This is a genomic window from Rhizobium metallidurans, from assembly GCF_014196505.1.
Lineage (GTDB): Bacteria > Pseudomonadota > Alphaproteobacteria > Rhizobiales > Rhizobiaceae > Rhizobium > Rhizobium metallidurans.
In genome coordinates, this window is the sequence record NZ_JACIDW010000011.1 from 77,494 (window position 1) to 92,584 (window position 15,091).

The window sequence follows — 15,091 nt, forward strand, 5'->3', positions numbered from 1 at the left end:
CTATTGCATTCGTTCAGATGACCCTTTAGAGAACCGCTCACGCCAGCGGGACACACCGCTGCAGACGCACCCGTAGCTCAGCTGGATAGAGCACCAGACTACGAATCTGGGGGTCAGGAGTTCGAATCTCTTCGGGTGCGCCATCAACTTCCATTATATTTCAGGGCTTCCAGTCAGTTTGAAAATCGGTCGCGTTTCCACGCATTCCGATGCCGTTCCCGGACGCCTATTCTCAACCCGTCTCACCACCGCCGCCGATTGACCGACGAAATCAGATACCCCACGGCGAACGTCATCGCCGCCACGGCGATCGCCGTGCTGATGACGCCGGCGGGCGTTGTTCTGGCGCTACCCTGTAGCGTGATGTGCTTTCCGACGCGAAGGTCGAAGACCGATTTCATCTCCTCCGGATGCGAGGGGCTGTCGGATGAGAGGTCGTCTTGAATGGCTGTCACGTTCAATCCTCCGTTTCGGTGTTGGCATCCACGCGACGCGGGCATTTTGCCCGGCGCTAGCCTGGCACAATGTTGCCAGACGATTGTCTCCGCAAGATGCCGTTTGGGCAGGAAGTGCCGTGGCCGCGGGCCGGAGAGATTGAATGCTGAGCAATATGGTTCGTGGACTGGTGTTTTTGGCGTCGGCGGCAGCCTTGGCCGGTTGCGTCGATCGCGCCAACGGGCCGATGCTGTCGCCCGTCAATCCGCTCGACCCGCCGCTCAATCCGCCGGGCATCGCGCACACCATGTGCGTCGCCGAGGGCAACGTCATGTATGGTGAAGCGCGCCGGCAATACGAGGCGCGGGCGCAGATGTCGCGCTACGCGATCGATCCCGCCAATCAGGAAGCGCAGGCGAGGGCGGCGGCGCGCCGTCAGTATGTCACCTGCATTTCCAGCCAGGGCTACCGCGCGATCTACGATCAGTAGACGGCCGGCGGTAGAGGCCCGGATCACGCGCAATCGCCTGCGATCACGACTGTTGGAGCGCGCGTGCAGGCGCGGAACTTTGCAAGTTCAGACGGCATTTTCCTCATGTGAACCTGAAGGAGGGTTTATCATGAAAATCTCCCGTCATATCCCATCCGCCCTGTCGCTTGGCCTCATCGCGGCGCTTTCGGCGGCGATGCCCGTTCAGGCCGCGCCGGCCGGCTCGTCCATGCAGCAGGCGTCGGTCGTCCAGGTGGCGCAGACCCAGCCGGGCTATTGGAACGGCTATCGCGGCTCGCGCACCGAGCGTCCCGGCACCCGCCGCCACACCGATGGCTACTGGTATCCGGACGCCGCCTTCGGCATCGACCGCCAAACCACCGGATCGATCACCCAGCGGCCGGTGCCCACCCAGATGCAACCGATGCACAGCCAGACCTATTGTCAGGGTACATTCGGCGGCACCAATGGCGACGGCTCGATGCCGTGCGGCAACGGCTGGTAAAGTTGTCGCGAAGGCGGCGGCCCATGCCGTCGCCTTCGACCCTTCAAGTGGGAACTCAAGCTGAAATTGCTCAAGCCTTGGTTGATTTGATGAAATGATGTGCACAAGCCGACGGCGTTTAACGGTCCCGATCCCCATGTTATGCGTTTTGTGCATTGCTGCGTTGCGGGAATCTCCCTATTCCTGATCGAAATCATAGGCTATCTATCTCCTCGAAGGCAGCGCACTCCTCCTCCCAGCGCTCCTTCATCGGACTGACAACACTCCTCCTCCCAGTTGTCAGTCAGGATCAAGAGCCCGGTGCACCTCCTCCCGCACCGGGCTCTTTTCTATTTCGGACCTCTCTTCCCGATTTTAATTGCTGACCTGCATTCTTGATTCGGCGGCGCCATCGTCGCCATCAAGGTAGCGCCATTTGGCGGCGGTTGGGCGTGCCGAAAATTCAGATGGAAGTCGCCTGGGTTCTGATATATCACAGTGCGGTCGGCGGCATGGTCCGCCGCGCGAATGGGCGGTGAGGAAATGAACGATAGGAAACGGACGGTCGCGGTAGTTGGCGCAGGTGTCATCGGTGCTGCGATCGCGCTCGAATTGCAGCGGCGCGGCCTGCAGGTGACGCTGATCGACAAGGGCGAGCCCGGGCGCGGTACCTCTTACGGCAACATGGCCAGCATCGCGCTCGATTTCGCCGCCGGCTCCGGTCCCAATACCTGGCGCAAGATACCCCGCTGGCTGCTCGATCCCGAAGGCCCCGTCTGGCTGCGTCCCGCCTATGCCTTGAAGATGGCGCCTTGGTTCCTGCGCTTCATCGCCGCCGGCAGGCCCTCGCGGCTGCGTGACATCGAGGATGCGGGCATGAGCCTTTCAAATCCCGCGCTCGCCGATTTCCGCGCCATGCTGGATACGATCGCGGCACCCGATCTGATGACCGACGAAGGCTGCCTGGCGATCTACGAGACCGAGGCGGAATTTACAGGCGATCGCGGCCATATCGATTTCATGCGCCGCTACGGCTTCGATTTCGACGTGCTCGAAGGCGCCGCCATCCGCGATCTGGAGCCCTCGCTCTCGCCGTCGATCGCCAAGGCGGTTCTGCTGCCCGACAACAAGACCATCCGCGATCCCTATCGCCTGGTGGTCAAGCTCGCCGCCGCCGCCCGCGAACGCGGCGCGACCTTCGTGTCCGGCGCCGCGCGCACGGTCGAGAAGAATGCCGACGGCACCTCCGTCGTGCTGCTTGAAAACGGCGAGCGTATCGCGGCCGATTTCGTCGTGCTGGCGGCAGGCGTTCACACGCGCTTCCTGGCGCAAAAGCTCGGCGAGCCCATCCCGCTCGAGACCGAGCGCGGCTACCACACGCAGATCATGCAGCCGGGCGTCTCGATGCGCTATTCGGTGATCTGGCCGCACCGCGCCTTCATGATCACGCCGACGGCTGGCGGCATCCGCGTCGGCGGCAATGTCGAGCTGGCGGGGCTGGATGCCGCGCCCGATTTTCGCCGCGCCCGCGTCCTCGTGCGTCATGCCCAGCGCGCCGTGCCGGGCCTTGAGGTCAAGGACGCCAGCGAGTGGATGGGCCATCGCCCGGCGCTGCCCGATACGATCCCGATCATCTCGCCGTCCTCGAAAATGCAGGGCGTCTGGTACGCGACCGGTCACGGCCATCTCGGCCTCACTTATTCGGCCACCACCGCGCGGCTGATCGCGGATATGGTGACGGGAGCCAGACCCGCCGTCGACATGACGCCGTTCCGTATCGACCGCTATTGAGACATAACATGAGAGCCGGCGGCGACGGGGTCGCCCTGCCGGCGGATGATGGGAGACGCCGATGAGATGGAAGCGCACGATCCAGCTTCTGGATGTTCACGCCGAAGGTGAGATCGGAAAGGTCGCGATCGGCGGCGTTCCGAAGATCCCGGGCAACACCGTTGCCGAGCAGCTGCACTGGCTGAACACAGATCCGAAGGGCCAGGAGCTTCGCCGCTTCCTCTGCCTCGAGCCGCGCGGCGCGCCGATCGGCTCCGTCAATCTGCTGCTGCCGCCCAAGCATCCGGATGCCGACGCCGCCTTCATCATCCTGCAGCCCGATCAGGCGCATGCAAGCTCCGGCTCGAACTCGATCTGCGTCACCACGGCGTTGCTCGAATCCGGTATCGTCGAGATGCACGAGCCGGAAACGGTGGTCACGCTGGAAACGGCGGCCGGCCTCGTCAAGGCGACCGCCACCTGCCGCGATGGCCGCTGCGAAACGGTCAAACTGACAATGGTGCCGTCCTTCGTGCACGAGCTCGATGTGTCCTTGGAGACCGAGCAGTGGGGCACGATCAAGCTCGACCTCTGCTACGGCGGCATCTTCTACGCGCTTGTCGATGTCGGCCAGATCGGTCTGACGATCGCCAAGTCCAATGCCGCCGCCCTGGTAGCCGCCGGCATGGTGATCAAGGAAAGGATCAACCGCGAGATCAAGGTCGTGCACCCGGAAATCCCGGCGATCTCGGGCGTGGCCTATGTCATGTTCCGCGATCTCGAGGCCGATGGCACGGTGCGCACCTGCACCACCATGTGGCCGGGCCGGGCCGATCGCTCGCCCTGCGGCACCGGCAACTCCGCCAATCTCGCGACGCTGCATGCGCGCGGCAAGGCGAAGGTCGGCGATGTCTTCAAGTCGCGCTCGATCATCGATTCCGAATTCGAGATCGGGCTTCTGGCCGAGACCACCGTCGCCGGCCGCCCGGCCGTCATCCCGACGATCACGGGACGCGGCTTCACCTTCGGCCTGTCGCAGGTGGCGCTCGATCCCTTCGATCCGCATCCCGGCGGCTTCGCACTGACGGATGTCTGGGGGCCGCTCGCCGGAGAGATCTGATCGCCGGCCCAGCCGCCGTCAGTAAGGAAACGGGTCGACCTGGGCTTTGCTCCTGTCGCCCGGCTTGCCCGGATGGATCACGCCCTTGCGCAGGATGATGTTGGCGTAGAGGCGCGGCTCGCTGGTCTGGATCAGCGCATGCGCGGCCTTCACCCTATTGTAGAAATCCGGCCCGACCAGCGGCACCACCTGTCGGTGCGGCTCGTAATGCGCGCAGCAATCGATCATCTCCTCGTGCACGGGGTCGAGCTTGTCGCGCTCGCCCTTCACCGTGGCGCGGAAGATCGCCTCCGGTACGAACTCGTCGATCGGCAGCACGCTGAGCACGGCGTCGAGCACGGGGATGATGCCGTGCCCATCGAGCCGGATCAGCCGCCGCGCGTCCTCGAGGCCCGGATAGTTGCCGTCGACGATGGCGATCTCGTCGCCATGGCCCATGGCGCGAAGCGTCGAGAGCAGCTCCGGGCTCAGGATCGGGTTAAGTCCCTTCAGCATTCTCCACCTCCTTGAAGAGCACGTTCTGGTCGGTCAGATAGCGGGCGAAGATCGGCAGGCTGGCGCCGCCGATGGCGCGCGCGTGGGCACCCACCGCGCCTTCGATGATATCGGGCATGACGACGCCCTGCAGGTCGAGATTGTCCGCTTCGTATATCGTCGCCTGAACGATCCGTTCGCGAACCCAGGGCGGGAACCCGCCATCGATGACGGCGGCGCTGAAATCGATGATCGAGGCGGCCGCGACGATGCCCTGCGCCAGCGCCTTGGCGGTGTCTTGTATCCACAATTCGAGCGGCTCGCCGAAGTCGATCCAGTCGTCGGCCGAATACCAGAGTGGTTCCGGATCGATGCCGCGTTCGCGCAGCATGTTTTCGAGCACGAAGATCGAGGCGACCTCGAGCAGCTGCAGCGTCTCGCCGTTCTTCCCGCGCACTGGCAACGGGCCGATGGCGCCGGCGGTCCCCGTGCGGCCGGAAAAGATCGCCGAGTTCAGAACGATGCCGCCGCCGATGAAGGAGCCGATGAAGAAATAGACGAAATCGGGATGCTGCGGGCCGATGCCGAAGACGAGTTCCGCGCCACAGGCGCTGGTCGCGTCGTTCTGCAGATAGACAGGGTAGGGGAGGCTCGCCGCCACCTCGGCATGCAGGTCGTAATCGCGCCAGACGTCCATCGCGCCCTTGGGCGAGCCCACTTCCTCTTCCCAGTTCCACAATTCGAAAGGTGCCGCGATGCCGACGCCGGCGATCCGGCTGCGCTCGTCCGCGCTCAACCGGCTTTCCAGTTCCTGTATGCCTGATACGATGAATTTGAGAAACAGGTCGGGCAGGGGGTAGGCGTAGGTGACATGCAGCTGCATGCGGATCTTACCGACGAAATCCATCAGTACCAGGTCGGCGCTGCGCCGCCCCATCTTCACGCCAAAGGAATAGACCGCATCCGGATTGAGCCGCATCGGAACCGAGGGTTGCCCGACGCGTCCGCGGATCGGCTCGCCGCGCGAAAGCAGCCCTTCCTTTTCCAGCACCCGCATGATCACCGATACGGTCTGCGCCGAAAGGCCCGTGCGGCGTGCGATATCCGCCTTCGACTGGGCGCCATGCAGGCGCACCAAAGAAAGCACCAGTCTTTCATTGTAGGCGCGAACCCGAACCTGGTTCGCGCCGCCTGCCGGGCTGACACCTGGCAGCTGGGCCGGCAAGTGAACCGGACCTCTCATCGACGACATTGGCCATTCCTCCCGTTGATCGGCCTATGCGTTATTTTCGCCGAGCATGCCACAGGGAATTAATAATTCAATTGGATTTATTTATTGACAAGCCAAATTCTTTCGCCCTTAATTAGTACCGTAAACAGCACGAAACGGCTTGGAGGAAGCCATCAGCGGTCGTCTGAGGCGGTGTTCGTGCTTTAAAATTCCGGCAAGCCATGGGGCGGTCCGGCTACACTCTGGGAGGAGTAAATGAAGAAATCAGTGCTTTCCACCGCGCTCGCCGCGCTGGCTCTCGGCGTCGCCTTCTCGGCGCCCGCAAAGGCCGCGGACGTCTCCGCCTGCCTGATCACCAAGACCGACACCAACCCCTTCTTCGTCAAGATGAAGGAAGGCGCGACCGCCAAGGCCAAGGAACTCGGCGTCAACCTGAAGTCCTATGCCGGCAAGATCGATGGTGACTCGGAAAGCCAGGTGGCCGCGATCGAAACCTGCATCGCCGATGGCGCCAAGGGTATCCTGATTGCTGCTTCCGACACCAAGGGCATCGTGCCGAACGTCAAGAAGGCCCGCGACGCCGGCCTGCTCGTCATCGCGCTCGACACCCCGCTTGAGCCGATCGACAGCGCCGACATGACCTTTGCCACCGACAACCTGCTCGCCGGCAAGCTGATCGGCCAGTGGGCCAAGGAAACGCTGGGCGACAAGGCCGCTGACGCCAAGGTTGCCTTCCTCGATCTGACCCCGTCGCAGCCATCGGTCGACGTGCTCCGCGACCAGGGCTTCATGATGGGCTTCGGCATCGATCCGAAGGACCCGAACAAGATCGGCGACGAGGACGACAAGCGCGTCGTCGGCCACGACATCACCAACGGCAACGAGGAAGGCGGCCGTACCGCGATGGAAAACCTTCTCCAGAAGGACCCGACCATCAACGTCGTCCACACCATCAACGAACCGGCTGCCGCCGGCGCCTATGAAGCGCTGAAGGCCGTCGGCCGTGAGAAGGACGTGCTGATCGTCTCCGTCGACGGTGGTTGCCCGGGTGTCAAGAACGTCGCCGACGGCGTCATCGGCGCCACCTCGCAGCAGTATCCGCTGCAGATGGCGGCACTCGGCATCGAGGCGATCAAGAAGTTCGCCGACAGCGGCGAAAAGCCGAAGCCGACCGAAGGCAAGAACTTCTTCGACACCGGCGTCACGCTCGTCACCGACAAGCCGGTCTCCGGCGTCAAGTCGATCGACACCAAGGAAGGCCTCGGCAAGTGCTGGGGCTAAGCGATCGGGCCTGAGACCCCTCCCAACCCTCCCCACAAGGGGAGGGCCTAACCTGGCGGGACCCGCTGAGCCTCGATTGAGGCGAGGGGGTGCCGCAAGTCTTCTCCCCCCTTGTGGGGGAGATGGCCGGCAGGCCAGAGGGGGACTTTCCCGGTGCAACGACTGTCACCCCAGGCGGACGCAAGGCAGCCTGGGGAAAGACCACCACTCACATGCAATCGTCCCGCGCACGCACGGCGGACAGGATTCCGGGAGGAACATCCATGAGTGAGCCAACCGCGGCATCGCCGCATCACGATTACGAAAAAGTCCTCAAGGACAGTTCGACCGACGTCGCCTCGTTCGACACGGACGACAAGAGTTTCCTTCAAAAGTTCCGGCATTTCCTGCATTCGAGCCCATCGGCGGTATCGCTGATCGTGCTCGTGCTGTCGCTGGTCATCTTCGGCGCCCTGTTGGGCACCAAGTTCTTCTCCGCCTTCTCGCTGACGCTCATTCTTCAGCAGGTGGCGATTACGGGCATCGTTGGCGCCGCGCAGACGCTTGTCATCATGACGGCGGGCATCGATCTGTCGGTCGGCGCCATCATGGTGCTGTCCTCGGTCGTCATGGGCCAGTTCGTCTTTCGCTACGGCCTTCCGGTCGAGCTCGCCATCCTCTGCGGCTTCGCCGTCGGAGCGATCTGCGGCTTCATCAATGGCTGGCTCGTCGCCCGCATGAAGCTGCCGCCCTTCATCGTCACGCTCGGCATGTGGCAGATCGTTCTCGCGACCAACTTCCTCTACTCCGCCAACGAGACGATCCGCGCCCAGGAAATCGAAACCACGGCGCCGCTCCTCCAGCTCTTCGGTGATACCTTCCGCATCGGCGGCGCGGTCTTCACCTATGGCGTCATCGCCATGGTGCTGCTGGTGGCCTTCCTCTGGTACGTGCTGAACCATACGCCCTGGGGCCGCCATCTCTATGCCGTCGGTGACGATCCGGAAGCGGCGGAGCTGTCGGGTGTCAACGTCAAGCGCATGCTGATCTCGGTCTATGTGCTGTCAGGCATCATCTGTGCGCTCGCCGGCTGGGCCCTCATCGGCCGCATCGGCTCGGTATCGCCCACCGCCGGCCAGTTCGCCAACATCGAAAGCATCACGGCGGTGGTGATCGGCGGCATCTCGCTCTTCGGCGGTCGCGGCTCCGTGCTCGGCATGATGTTCGGCGCGCTCATCGTCGGCGTCTTCTCGCTCGGTCTGCGCCTGCTCGGCACGGACGTGCAATGGACCTACCTCTTGATCGGCGTCCTCATCATCGTCGCCGTCGCAATCGACCAGTGGATCAGAAAGGCAGCAGGCTGATGGCTACCGAACCCCTTCTCATGGCGCGTGGTCTCGTCAAGCGCTACGGCCGCGTCACCGCCCTCGATCATGCCGATTTCGATCTCTATCCGGGCGAAATCCTGGCCGTGATCGGCGACAACGGCGCCGGCAAGTCCTCGCTCATCAAGGCGATCTCGGGCGCCGTGCGCCCCGACGAAGGCGAGATCCGGTTGGAGGGCCAGCCGATCAACTTCCATTCGCCGATGGAAGCCAGAAAGGCCGGCATCGAGACCGTCTACCAGAACCTTGCCCTGTCGCCGGCGCTGTCGATCGCCGACAACATGTTCCTCGGCCGCGAAATCCGCAAACCGGGCTTCATGGGCAAGGTCATGCGCAAGCTCGATCACTCGGCGATGGAAAAGATGGCGCGGCAGAAGCTCACCGAGCTCGGCCTGATGACCATCCAGAACATCAACCAGGCGGTCGAAACCCTCTCCGGCGGCCAGCGCCAGGGCGTGGCGGTTGCACGCGCCGCTGCCTTCGGCTCCAAGGTCATCATCCTCGACGAGCCGACGGCGGCATTGGGCGTCAAGGAAAGCCGGCGCGTGCTGGAACTCATCCTCGACGTCCGCTCGCGCGGCATCCCGATCGTGCTGATCTCGCACAACATGCCGCATGTCTTCGAGGTGGCGGATCGCATCCACATCCACCGCCTCGGGCGTCGCTTGACGGTCATCAATCCGAAGGAATACACAATGTCGGATGCCGTCGCCTTCATGACCGGCGCCAAGTCAGTTCCTACGGAGCCTGTTGCCGCATGACGATGACGATCGAGGATATCGCCGGCGAGGTTCTTGCCCGCGCCGGCGACGCAAAGCGCTTTCTGATCGCCATCGCCGGTCCGCCCGGCGCCGGCAAGTCCACCATGGCAGACCACATCGCCGACGCCTTGCGCGCCGGCGGCGAAACGGCGGCAGTCTTGCCGATGGACGGCTTCCACATGGACAATGCCATCCTGATCGAGCGCGGCCAGCTTGCCCGCAAGGGCATCCCCGAGACCTTCGACGTGCGCGGCTTCCTCGATATCATCCGCGCCGTTCGCCTGGCCGATCAGGAAGTGTTGGTGCCGGTGTTCGATCGCTCGCGCGAACTCGCCATCGCCTCGGCGCGGCCCATCGGCCCGGAGCATCGCTTCATCATCGTCGAGGGCAACTACCTGCTTTTCAGCCTCGGCAAGTGGGCGGAGCTCGAAGGCGTCTTCGATTATTCTATCATGCTCGCCCCGCCGATCGAGGTGCTCGAGGAGCGGTTGTGGGCGCGCTGGCGCGGCTACAAGCTGAGCGAGGAGGAGTCGGCGCGCAAGGTCTATGAGAACGACCTTCCGAACGGCCGCCTCATTCTCGGCAATCGCCGACGCGCCGACGTCACCCTCGAGATCGCCTGATCGCATTTGCCCGGCTGCGATGGGCAAACCATTTGCCATCGAACATGCTTGGATGTAATTCCCAAGACTGAGCCTGAAGCGCAGCCTTGCCGGAGTTACAGTCATGCAATCGATCACCATCCGCCGCCCCGATGATTGGCATCTTCACCTGCGTGATGGCGCCATGTTGGAAGGCGTGATCGCCGATTCAAGCCGCGACTTCGCCCGCGCCATCATCATGCCGAACGTCGTGCCGCCGGTCGTCACGACGGTGGACGCCGAGGCCTATCGCGGCCGCATCATGGCCGCGCTGCCAAAGGGCGATCGCTTCGAGCCGCTGATGACGCTTTATCTCACGGAGCACACCGATCCCGACGACGTGGAGAAGGGCAAGACGAGCGGCCTGATCACCGCCGTCAAGCTGTATCCAGCCGGCGCCACCACCAACTCGCATGGCGGCGTGCGCGATATCGACAAGGCCATGCCGGTCCTCGAGCGCATGGCCAAGATCGGCCTTCCGCTTTGCGTCCATGGTGAAGTCACGACATCGGACGTCGATATCTTCGATCGCGAAGCCGTCTTCATCGAAACCGTGCTCGACCCGTTGCGCAAGCGCCTGCCGGAGCTGAAGGTGACGATGGAACACGTCACCACCAAGGACGGCATCGACTACATCAAGTCGGCCGAGCGCAACCTCGCCGGCTCGATCACCACCCACCACCTAATCATCAACCGCAACGCCATACTCGTCGGCGGCATTCGTCCGCACTATTACTGCCTGCCGGTCGCCAAGCGCGAACATCACCGTGTCGCGCTGCGTCAGGCCGCCACGAGCGGCGACGCCCGCTTCTTCCTCGGCACCGATTCCGCCCCACATGTCGACCCGCTCAAGGAATGCGGCTGTGGCTGCGCCGGCATCTACACCTCGATCAACACGATGAGCTGCCTTGCCCACGTCTTCGAACAGGACAATGCCCTCGACCGACTGGAAGCCTTCGCGTCGCTGAACGGCCCGGCCTGGTATGGCCTTCCTGTCAACGAGGAAAGAATAACGCTGGTGAAGCGCGCCGAGCCTGTGTCGTTTCCGGCCAGGATCGAGACCGGCGCCGGTCCCGTGACCGTATTCGACCCCATGTTCCCGCTTCACTGGGATGTCGAGCGCTGACAGCGCTCGTAAACCCATAATTTTCTACTGGGAGGAGAGTATCTTTCCGCACAGATATGTTATTACGCTAACATCTATGCTTTAATTACATGTTTTTTTAACGAAATTGATAACACATTCGCTCTCGGGCGAATTCCATTTTCTGAAAGAGAAAGCGTGGCAGAAGCCGCGGAGTTCAAAGCATGACGCTTGACTATAATTCATTGCTGACCGCGTTGGCGGTCTCGGCGGCATGTCTCGCCATTACCGTGCTGGCGAGCTGGATTGCCCGGCGGACCGAAACATTTCTGCTGGCCTGCGGGATCGGCCTCATTCTGATCGTCAGCGGCATCTTTGCCTATGGGCTCTATGTCGACCAGCCGAACGTGACCGTCGGCATCGTCAATTTCGCGCTCCTCTTTCCCGGCTTCGCGATGGTGTGGGGGGCCGGGTGCCAGTTCCGATCGGGAAAGTTCCCGCGCATGCGCGTGGCGGCCTCTGCCGCTCTCACAACGGTGGCGGCGTCGCTGCCGATGTTGCTCGGCTACGACGGTCTGGCCTTCATCATCGACAACACCGTCATTGCCGCGTTCCTGTTCGCCACCGCCTATCAATACTGGCGCGCGCGATCCGAGGCCGCCGTGCCGCTGACGGGGATTACCGCCCTTTACTGCCTGACGGCCTTTTCGTTCGTTCTCTGCGCCGTTGTCCTGATCTATCAGGGCAAGCTCGTCCTTGGAGTGGCTCCCAAGAACTGGGCGGAAGATCTCAGCCTCGCCGTCTGCATCGCCAGCATGACCGGCATCGGCGCGCTGTCGCTTGCCTTGCACCAATGGCGCATGGCCGCCCGCCATCGCATCGACGCGGCAACCGATCCGTTGACCGGCCTGCTTAACCGCCGCGCGCTCTTCGATCGCCACGGCGCCGGCGTCATGGGGCCGACGACGGCGGTGCTGGTCTTCGACATCGACCATTTCAAGTCGATCAACGACAGCTTCGGTCACGCGGTCGGCGACCGCGTCCTCAAGATCTTCGCCGCCGAATTGACCGCCAATTGCCGGCTGAGCGACACGGTTGCCCGTCACGGTGGGGAAGAGTTCGCCATGGTGCTGCACGAGGTCATGCCTGGCCGTGCCGAAATCGTGGCCGAGCGCATCCGAAAGGCGTTCGAGGAACGCGAACTCGACATCGACGGAGAGCTGTGCAAGTGCACCGTCAGCGTCGGCGTCGCATCCGGTCGCACCAAGCCGCTGCCATTCGATGCCATGCTGAGCGCCGCCGACAAGGCGCTCTATGCGGCCAAGCGCGCCGGCCGCAACCGTGTCGAGCTTGCGAGCCACCTTCAGGCCGTCCCGACCGACACGGCCCGCACCGCCTCTTGACCCGCTCGCCTCAGGCAGCCCAAAGGCCGCGCGTCGACAGATATCCGACCGCCCCGAGCAGGATGGCCACCGCCGAGGCGAGCCCGAGCGTCACGGCATAGTCTCGGCGTCCGGCGGTAAAGGCCAAGGCCACCTTCGTCACCATGTTGACCAGAACGGCGATCAGCGTCACGTCGGCCGCCGTCGTGGCGCTGATCGCCGTGCCCACGAGGCGCACGGTCGAGAGCGTGATCGCGTCTACATCGACGAGACCGGAAATGGCGGCGACGACGTAAAGTGCCGAGGCGCCGACATATTCGGTCGCGATCTTCGAGACGAGGCTGATCAGCCCGAGCAGCAGCGCGAAGGAGATCACCGTCCGGAGCTCGAACGGATTGGTCAGCTCGATCTTCGGTGCCTGCGTCGAGGAGCCGGAGCGCCAGGCCAGAAACAGGCTGGTTGCCAGGAAGCCGATGATGGCGGGGATGAGCGCCGACGAGAGCGGCGCGAACATGGCGAGCGAAAGGGCGCTGGCGATGACGAGAACGCGCGCGAAGGACAGCGCGCCTGCTATCGCCGCTCCCGCCGCCAGATGCCGCGCCCCTTGCGGGGCTTCCATCGAATAGCGTGCGAAGGAGAGCGTCAGCGCGGTGGAGGAGACGAGCCCGCCGGCCGCTCCCGCGAGCAATATCCCGCGGCTCGATCCCATGAGCCGGATGGCCACGTAGCCGGCGAACGACAGCGCAGCGATGGTGATCGTCAGAAGCCAGAGCGAATAGGGGTTGAGCGCGCCCCAGGGGTCGAGCGCCTTGTCCGGCAGCAGCGGCAGAGCGATGACAGTCATGGCCAGCAGCATCAGCGCCGACCGCAGCTCCACCCATGTCAGCCCCTGCAGGAAGCCGTGAAGGCTGGTGCGGGCCGCGAGCACGACGGTGACCGCGACCGCGCCGGCCCCTGCCGTTATCAGGTCGCCAAGGGCGGCAAGCATGCCGAGCGCGAACACGCAAAGGGCCGCGATGATGGACGTGATGCCGTAATCCTTGTCCTCGATCGCCTCCTGCCACTTGCCCGCGATGTAGACGGCGCCGAGAAGAACGGCGATCGTGGCCGGCAGGAACGGGCCGGTCAGCGGCTGCAGCGTGCCGACGATGCCGCCGAGAAAGCCGGTGAGGCCGAACGTCCGAAGCCCGGCGGTGCGCCCGCCAACGCGCACGTCGCGCTCGGTCCAGCCCCGCTCGACACCCACGAGCAGGCCGATGGCAAGCGCCACGCCGAGACGGCGGAAGAGTTCGATATGGTCCATGCCCTGCACGATATCGCCGCCGCGCCGCTAAGCAAGCGCAAACATTTGAAACCATTGGCGCATTAGAGCCGACCCGCCGTGTCGCGCCGGCGCATTGACGCGGGCATGATCAGGCACGGATCTTCGCGTCCCTGATCGACAGGGCGACCGCCGAGCGAACCATGTTGCGGCCACCGTTCTTGGCGGCGTAGAGCTCCCGGTCGGCCGCCGTCAGCATGGACTTCAGCGTTTCGCTGGCGGGATCGCCGCGATAGACGCCGAAGCTTGCCGTCACGCGCTTGGCCGGCAACGGGCCGACGGCCTTGCTTTCGAACTGCATGCGCAGCCTGTTGGCGATGTTGACCGCGGCATCGATATCCGTGCGCGGCAGCACCAGGCAGAACTCCTCGCCGCCGATGCGCGCGGCGATATCATAGGGCCGCAGATTGTGCTGGATCGTGGCGCCGGCCATCACCAGCACCTGGTCGCCGACGTCGTGGCCGAACTGGTCGTTGATCGACTTGAAGTGATCGAGATCGAAGACCACGACCGAGATCGGCGCCCGTTCGCGCGCGGCGCGGGCAATCTCCAGCGCTCCGATATCCTTCAGCCAGCGGCGGTTGCCGAGGCCGGTCAGGACGTCGGTGGTCGCCTGCCGGCGCAATTGCGCCAGCGTCGCGTCGAGTTCCTTGATCAGGATCGAGATACCGTTGGTCACGATCCCGACCTCGTCCTTGCGCTGGCTGCGGACCGACTTCACGACGCCGGTGGAGCGGTAGGTTTCGACCACGCCCGCGATCTGGTGCAACGGCCGGATGAATGCCCAGACGCATGCCAGGCAAAAGGCCGTGCCGATCAGCGTCGCCGCCAGCACGAGGACAAGCACGGGCGTCGCCTCGCTCCGAAAGCCGGTGACGAGATAAACGACGAGCGCCAGCAGCGGCACGTGCGTCGAGACGAAGCAAATGGAGAAGATTTTGAGGGTCAGCGATTGGTTGAACTGCTGGAACGGTGTGAACCTCGTGAGGCGCATTCTGGACTCCTTCATGGTGTCTTTGGGCGCAGCGAAAATGGCGCGGGAAGTTTCACCCCGTTGTTAACGAAATCATTCAAATTTGAGCGTTCTAGGCTTCATCGGGCATCGTGCTCCATGCAAATGCCTGTCGAACAATACGTATGATGAATGTCTAAAATTATGAACAGGTTGTGGAAATTTAAGTTGTCCGCAACGGAAATACCAGCGATGGTTTTTCTCCCGGAGTACGCCTCGCGAAAACGGTGAAATGGCCGTG

General features: G+C 63.5%; 15 protein-coding genes and 1 tRNA gene. 11 read left to right on the plus strand and 5 right to left on the minus strand.

The features are described from left to right. Positions 1-66 precede the first annotated feature (66 nt). Positions 67-143 (plus strand) — tRNA-Arg (locus tag GGQ67_RS16500). A gap of 99 nt (positions 144-242) precedes the next feature. On the opposite strand, the gene GGQ67_RS16505 is transcribed toward GGQ67_RS16500, so the two are convergent. Further along, on the minus strand, positions 243-455 hold the full coding sequence (locus tag GGQ67_RS16505) for a hypothetical protein (protein WP_183901301.1): 213 nt from the start codon (positions 453-455) through the stop codon (positions 243-245). 143 nt (positions 456-598) lie between these two features. Here GGQ67_RS16505 and GGQ67_RS16510 point away from each other — a divergent pair, with 143 nt between their 5' ends. The 4 genes from GGQ67_RS16510 to GGQ67_RS16525 all read left to right on the plus strand — a co-directional run bounded on the left by GGQ67_RS16510 (position 599) and on the right by GGQ67_RS16525 (position 4,299). Beyond that, entirely contained in the window at positions 599-925 is a 327-nt protein-coding gene (locus GGQ67_RS16510) for a hypothetical protein (protein WP_183901229.1), read from the plus strand. A gap of 130 nt (positions 926-1,055) precedes the next feature. Further along, positions 1,056-1,430 carry a surface protein gene (locus tag GGQ67_RS16515; protein WP_183901230.1) on the plus strand — a complete coding sequence of 125 codons (375 nt, stop codon included), beginning with the start codon at positions 1,056-1,058 and terminating at the stop codon, positions 1,428-1,430. A gap of 522 nt (positions 1,431-1,952) precedes the next feature. Continuing rightward, entirely contained in the window at positions 1,953-3,200 is a 1,248-nt protein-coding gene (locus GGQ67_RS16520) for an NAD(P)/FAD-dependent oxidoreductase (protein ID WP_183901231.1), read from the plus strand. A 61-nt stretch (positions 3,201-3,261) separates the two neighbouring features. Continuing rightward, a complete protein-coding gene (locus GGQ67_RS16525) occupies positions 3,262-4,299 on the plus strand; it encodes a 4-hydroxyproline epimerase (protein ID WP_183901232.1) in 1,038 nt (345 codons plus the stop codon). An 18-nt stretch (positions 4,300-4,317) separates the two neighbouring features. Here GGQ67_RS16525 and GGQ67_RS16530 read toward each other — a convergent pair whose 3' ends face one another. Together GGQ67_RS16530 and GGQ67_RS16535 are read right to left on the minus strand one after the other, a co-directional pair. Then, complete coding sequence (locus GGQ67_RS16530; protein WP_183901233.1) at positions 4,318-4,794, minus strand: RbsD/FucU family protein; 477 nt, start codon at positions 4,792-4,794, stop codon at positions 4,318-4,320. After that, on the minus strand, positions 4,778-6,025 hold the full coding sequence (locus GGQ67_RS16535) for an ROK family transcriptional regulator (protein WP_183901234.1): 1,248 nt from the start codon (positions 6,023-6,025) through the stop codon (positions 4,778-4,780). The genes GGQ67_RS16530 and GGQ67_RS16535 overlap by 17 nt, the downstream gene beginning before the upstream one ends. Positions 6,026-6,259: 234 nt before the next feature. On the opposite strand from GGQ67_RS16535, the gene GGQ67_RS16540 reads away from it, so the two are divergent. From GGQ67_RS16540 to GGQ67_RS16565, 6 genes are all read left to right on the plus strand, one after another. Further along, positions 6,260-7,285 carry a sugar ABC transporter substrate-binding protein gene (locus GGQ67_RS16540; RefSeq protein WP_183901235.1) on the plus strand — a complete coding sequence of 342 codons (1,026 nt, stop codon included), beginning with the start codon at positions 6,260-6,262 and terminating at the stop codon, positions 7,283-7,285. Positions 7,286-7,548: 263 nt separating this feature from the next. Then, complete coding sequence (locus GGQ67_RS16545) at positions 7,549-8,628, plus strand: ABC transporter permease (protein WP_183901236.1); 1,080 nt, start codon at positions 7,549-7,551, stop codon at positions 8,626-8,628. After that, the gene (locus tag GGQ67_RS16550) at positions 8,628-9,410 is read left to right on the plus strand and encodes an ATP-binding cassette domain-containing protein (RefSeq protein ID WP_183901237.1); all 783 of its coding nucleotides are present in this window, start codon (positions 8,628-8,630) and stop codon (positions 9,408-9,410) included. The genes GGQ67_RS16545 and GGQ67_RS16550 overlap by 1 nt, the downstream gene beginning before the upstream one ends. Beyond that, positions 9,407-10,033: a nucleoside triphosphate hydrolase gene (locus GGQ67_RS16555; RefSeq protein ID WP_111561617.1), complete on the plus strand. Its 627-nt coding sequence runs from the start codon at positions 9,407-9,409 to the stop codon at positions 10,031-10,033. The genes GGQ67_RS16550 and GGQ67_RS16555 overlap by 4 nt, the downstream gene beginning before the upstream one ends. A gap of 103 nt (positions 10,034-10,136) precedes the next feature. After that, complete coding sequence (gene pyrC / locus GGQ67_RS16560) at positions 10,137-11,177, plus strand: dihydroorotase (protein ID WP_183901238.1); 1,041 nt, start codon at positions 10,137-10,139, stop codon at positions 11,175-11,177. 182 nt (positions 11,178-11,359) lie between these two features. Further along, complete coding sequence (locus GGQ67_RS16565; RefSeq protein WP_183901239.1) at positions 11,360-12,538, plus strand: GGDEF domain-containing protein; 1,179 nt, start codon at positions 11,360-11,362, stop codon at positions 12,536-12,538. Positions 12,539-12,548: 10 nt separating this feature from the next. On the opposite strand, the gene GGQ67_RS16570 is transcribed toward GGQ67_RS16565, so the two are convergent. Beyond that, positions 12,549-13,820, minus strand: coding sequence for an MgtC/SapB family protein (locus GGQ67_RS16570; RefSeq protein WP_183901240.1), 1,272 nt, complete (start codon positions 13,818-13,820; stop codon positions 12,549-12,551). 109 nt (positions 13,821-13,929) lie between these two features. Beyond that, the gene (locus GGQ67_RS16575) at positions 13,930-14,832 is read right to left on the minus strand and encodes a GGDEF domain-containing protein (protein WP_183901241.1); all 903 of its coding nucleotides are present in this window, start codon (positions 14,830-14,832) and stop codon (positions 13,930-13,932) included. Positions 14,833-15,091 lie beyond the last annotated feature (259 nt).

Excerpts from the sequence above, each read along its gene's own strand:
- GGQ67_RS16545 (WP_183901236.1), top strand. The coding sequence starts at position 7,549 with ATGAGTGAGCCAACCGCGGCATCGCCGCATCACGATTACGAAAAAGTC.
- pyrC (WP_183901238.1), top strand. The coding sequence starts at position 10,137 with ATGCAATCGATCACCATCCGCCGCCCCGATGATTGGCATCTTCACCTG.
- GGQ67_RS16530 (WP_183901233.1), bottom strand. The coding sequence starts at position 4,794 with ATGCTGAAGGGACTTAACCCGATCCTGAGCCCGGAGCTGCTCTCGACG.
- GGQ67_RS16575 (WP_183901241.1), bottom strand. The coding sequence starts at position 14,832 with ATGCGCCTCACGAGGTTCACACCGTTCCAGCAGTTCAACCAATCGCTG.
- GGQ67_RS16515 (WP_183901230.1), top strand. The coding sequence starts at position 1,056 with ATGAAAATCTCCCGTCATATCCCATCCGCCCTGTCGCTTGGCCTCATC.
- GGQ67_RS16535 (WP_183901234.1), bottom strand. The coding sequence starts at position 6,025 with ATGTCGTCGATGAGAGGTCCGGTTCACTTGCCGGCCCAGCTGCCAGGT.
- GGQ67_RS16570 (WP_183901240.1), bottom strand. The coding sequence starts at position 13,820 with ATGGACCATATCGAACTCTTCCGCCGTCTCGGCGTGGCGCTTGCCATC.
- GGQ67_RS16565 (WP_183901239.1), top strand. The coding sequence starts at position 11,360 with ATGACGCTTGACTATAATTCATTGCTGACCGCGTTGGCGGTCTCGGCG.
- GGQ67_RS16525 (WP_183901232.1), top strand. The coding sequence starts at position 3,262 with ATGAGATGGAAGCGCACGATCCAGCTTCTGGATGTTCACGCCGAAGGT.
- GGQ67_RS16520 (WP_183901231.1), top strand. The coding sequence starts at position 1,953 with ATGAACGATAGGAAACGGACGGTCGCGGTAGTTGGCGCAGGTGTCATC.
- GGQ67_RS16540 (WP_183901235.1), top strand. The coding sequence starts at position 6,260 with ATGAAGAAATCAGTGCTTTCCACCGCGCTCGCCGCGCTGGCTCTCGGC.
- GGQ67_RS16510 (WP_183901229.1), top strand. The coding sequence starts at position 599 with ATGCTGAGCAATATGGTTCGTGGACTGGTGTTTTTGGCGTCGGCGGCA.
- GGQ67_RS16555 (WP_111561617.1), top strand. The coding sequence starts at position 9,407 with ATGACGATGACGATCGAGGATATCGCCGGCGAGGTTCTTGCCCGCGCC.
- GGQ67_RS16550 (WP_183901237.1), top strand. The coding sequence starts at position 8,628 with ATGGCTACCGAACCCCTTCTCATGGCGCGTGGTCTCGTCAAGCGCTAC.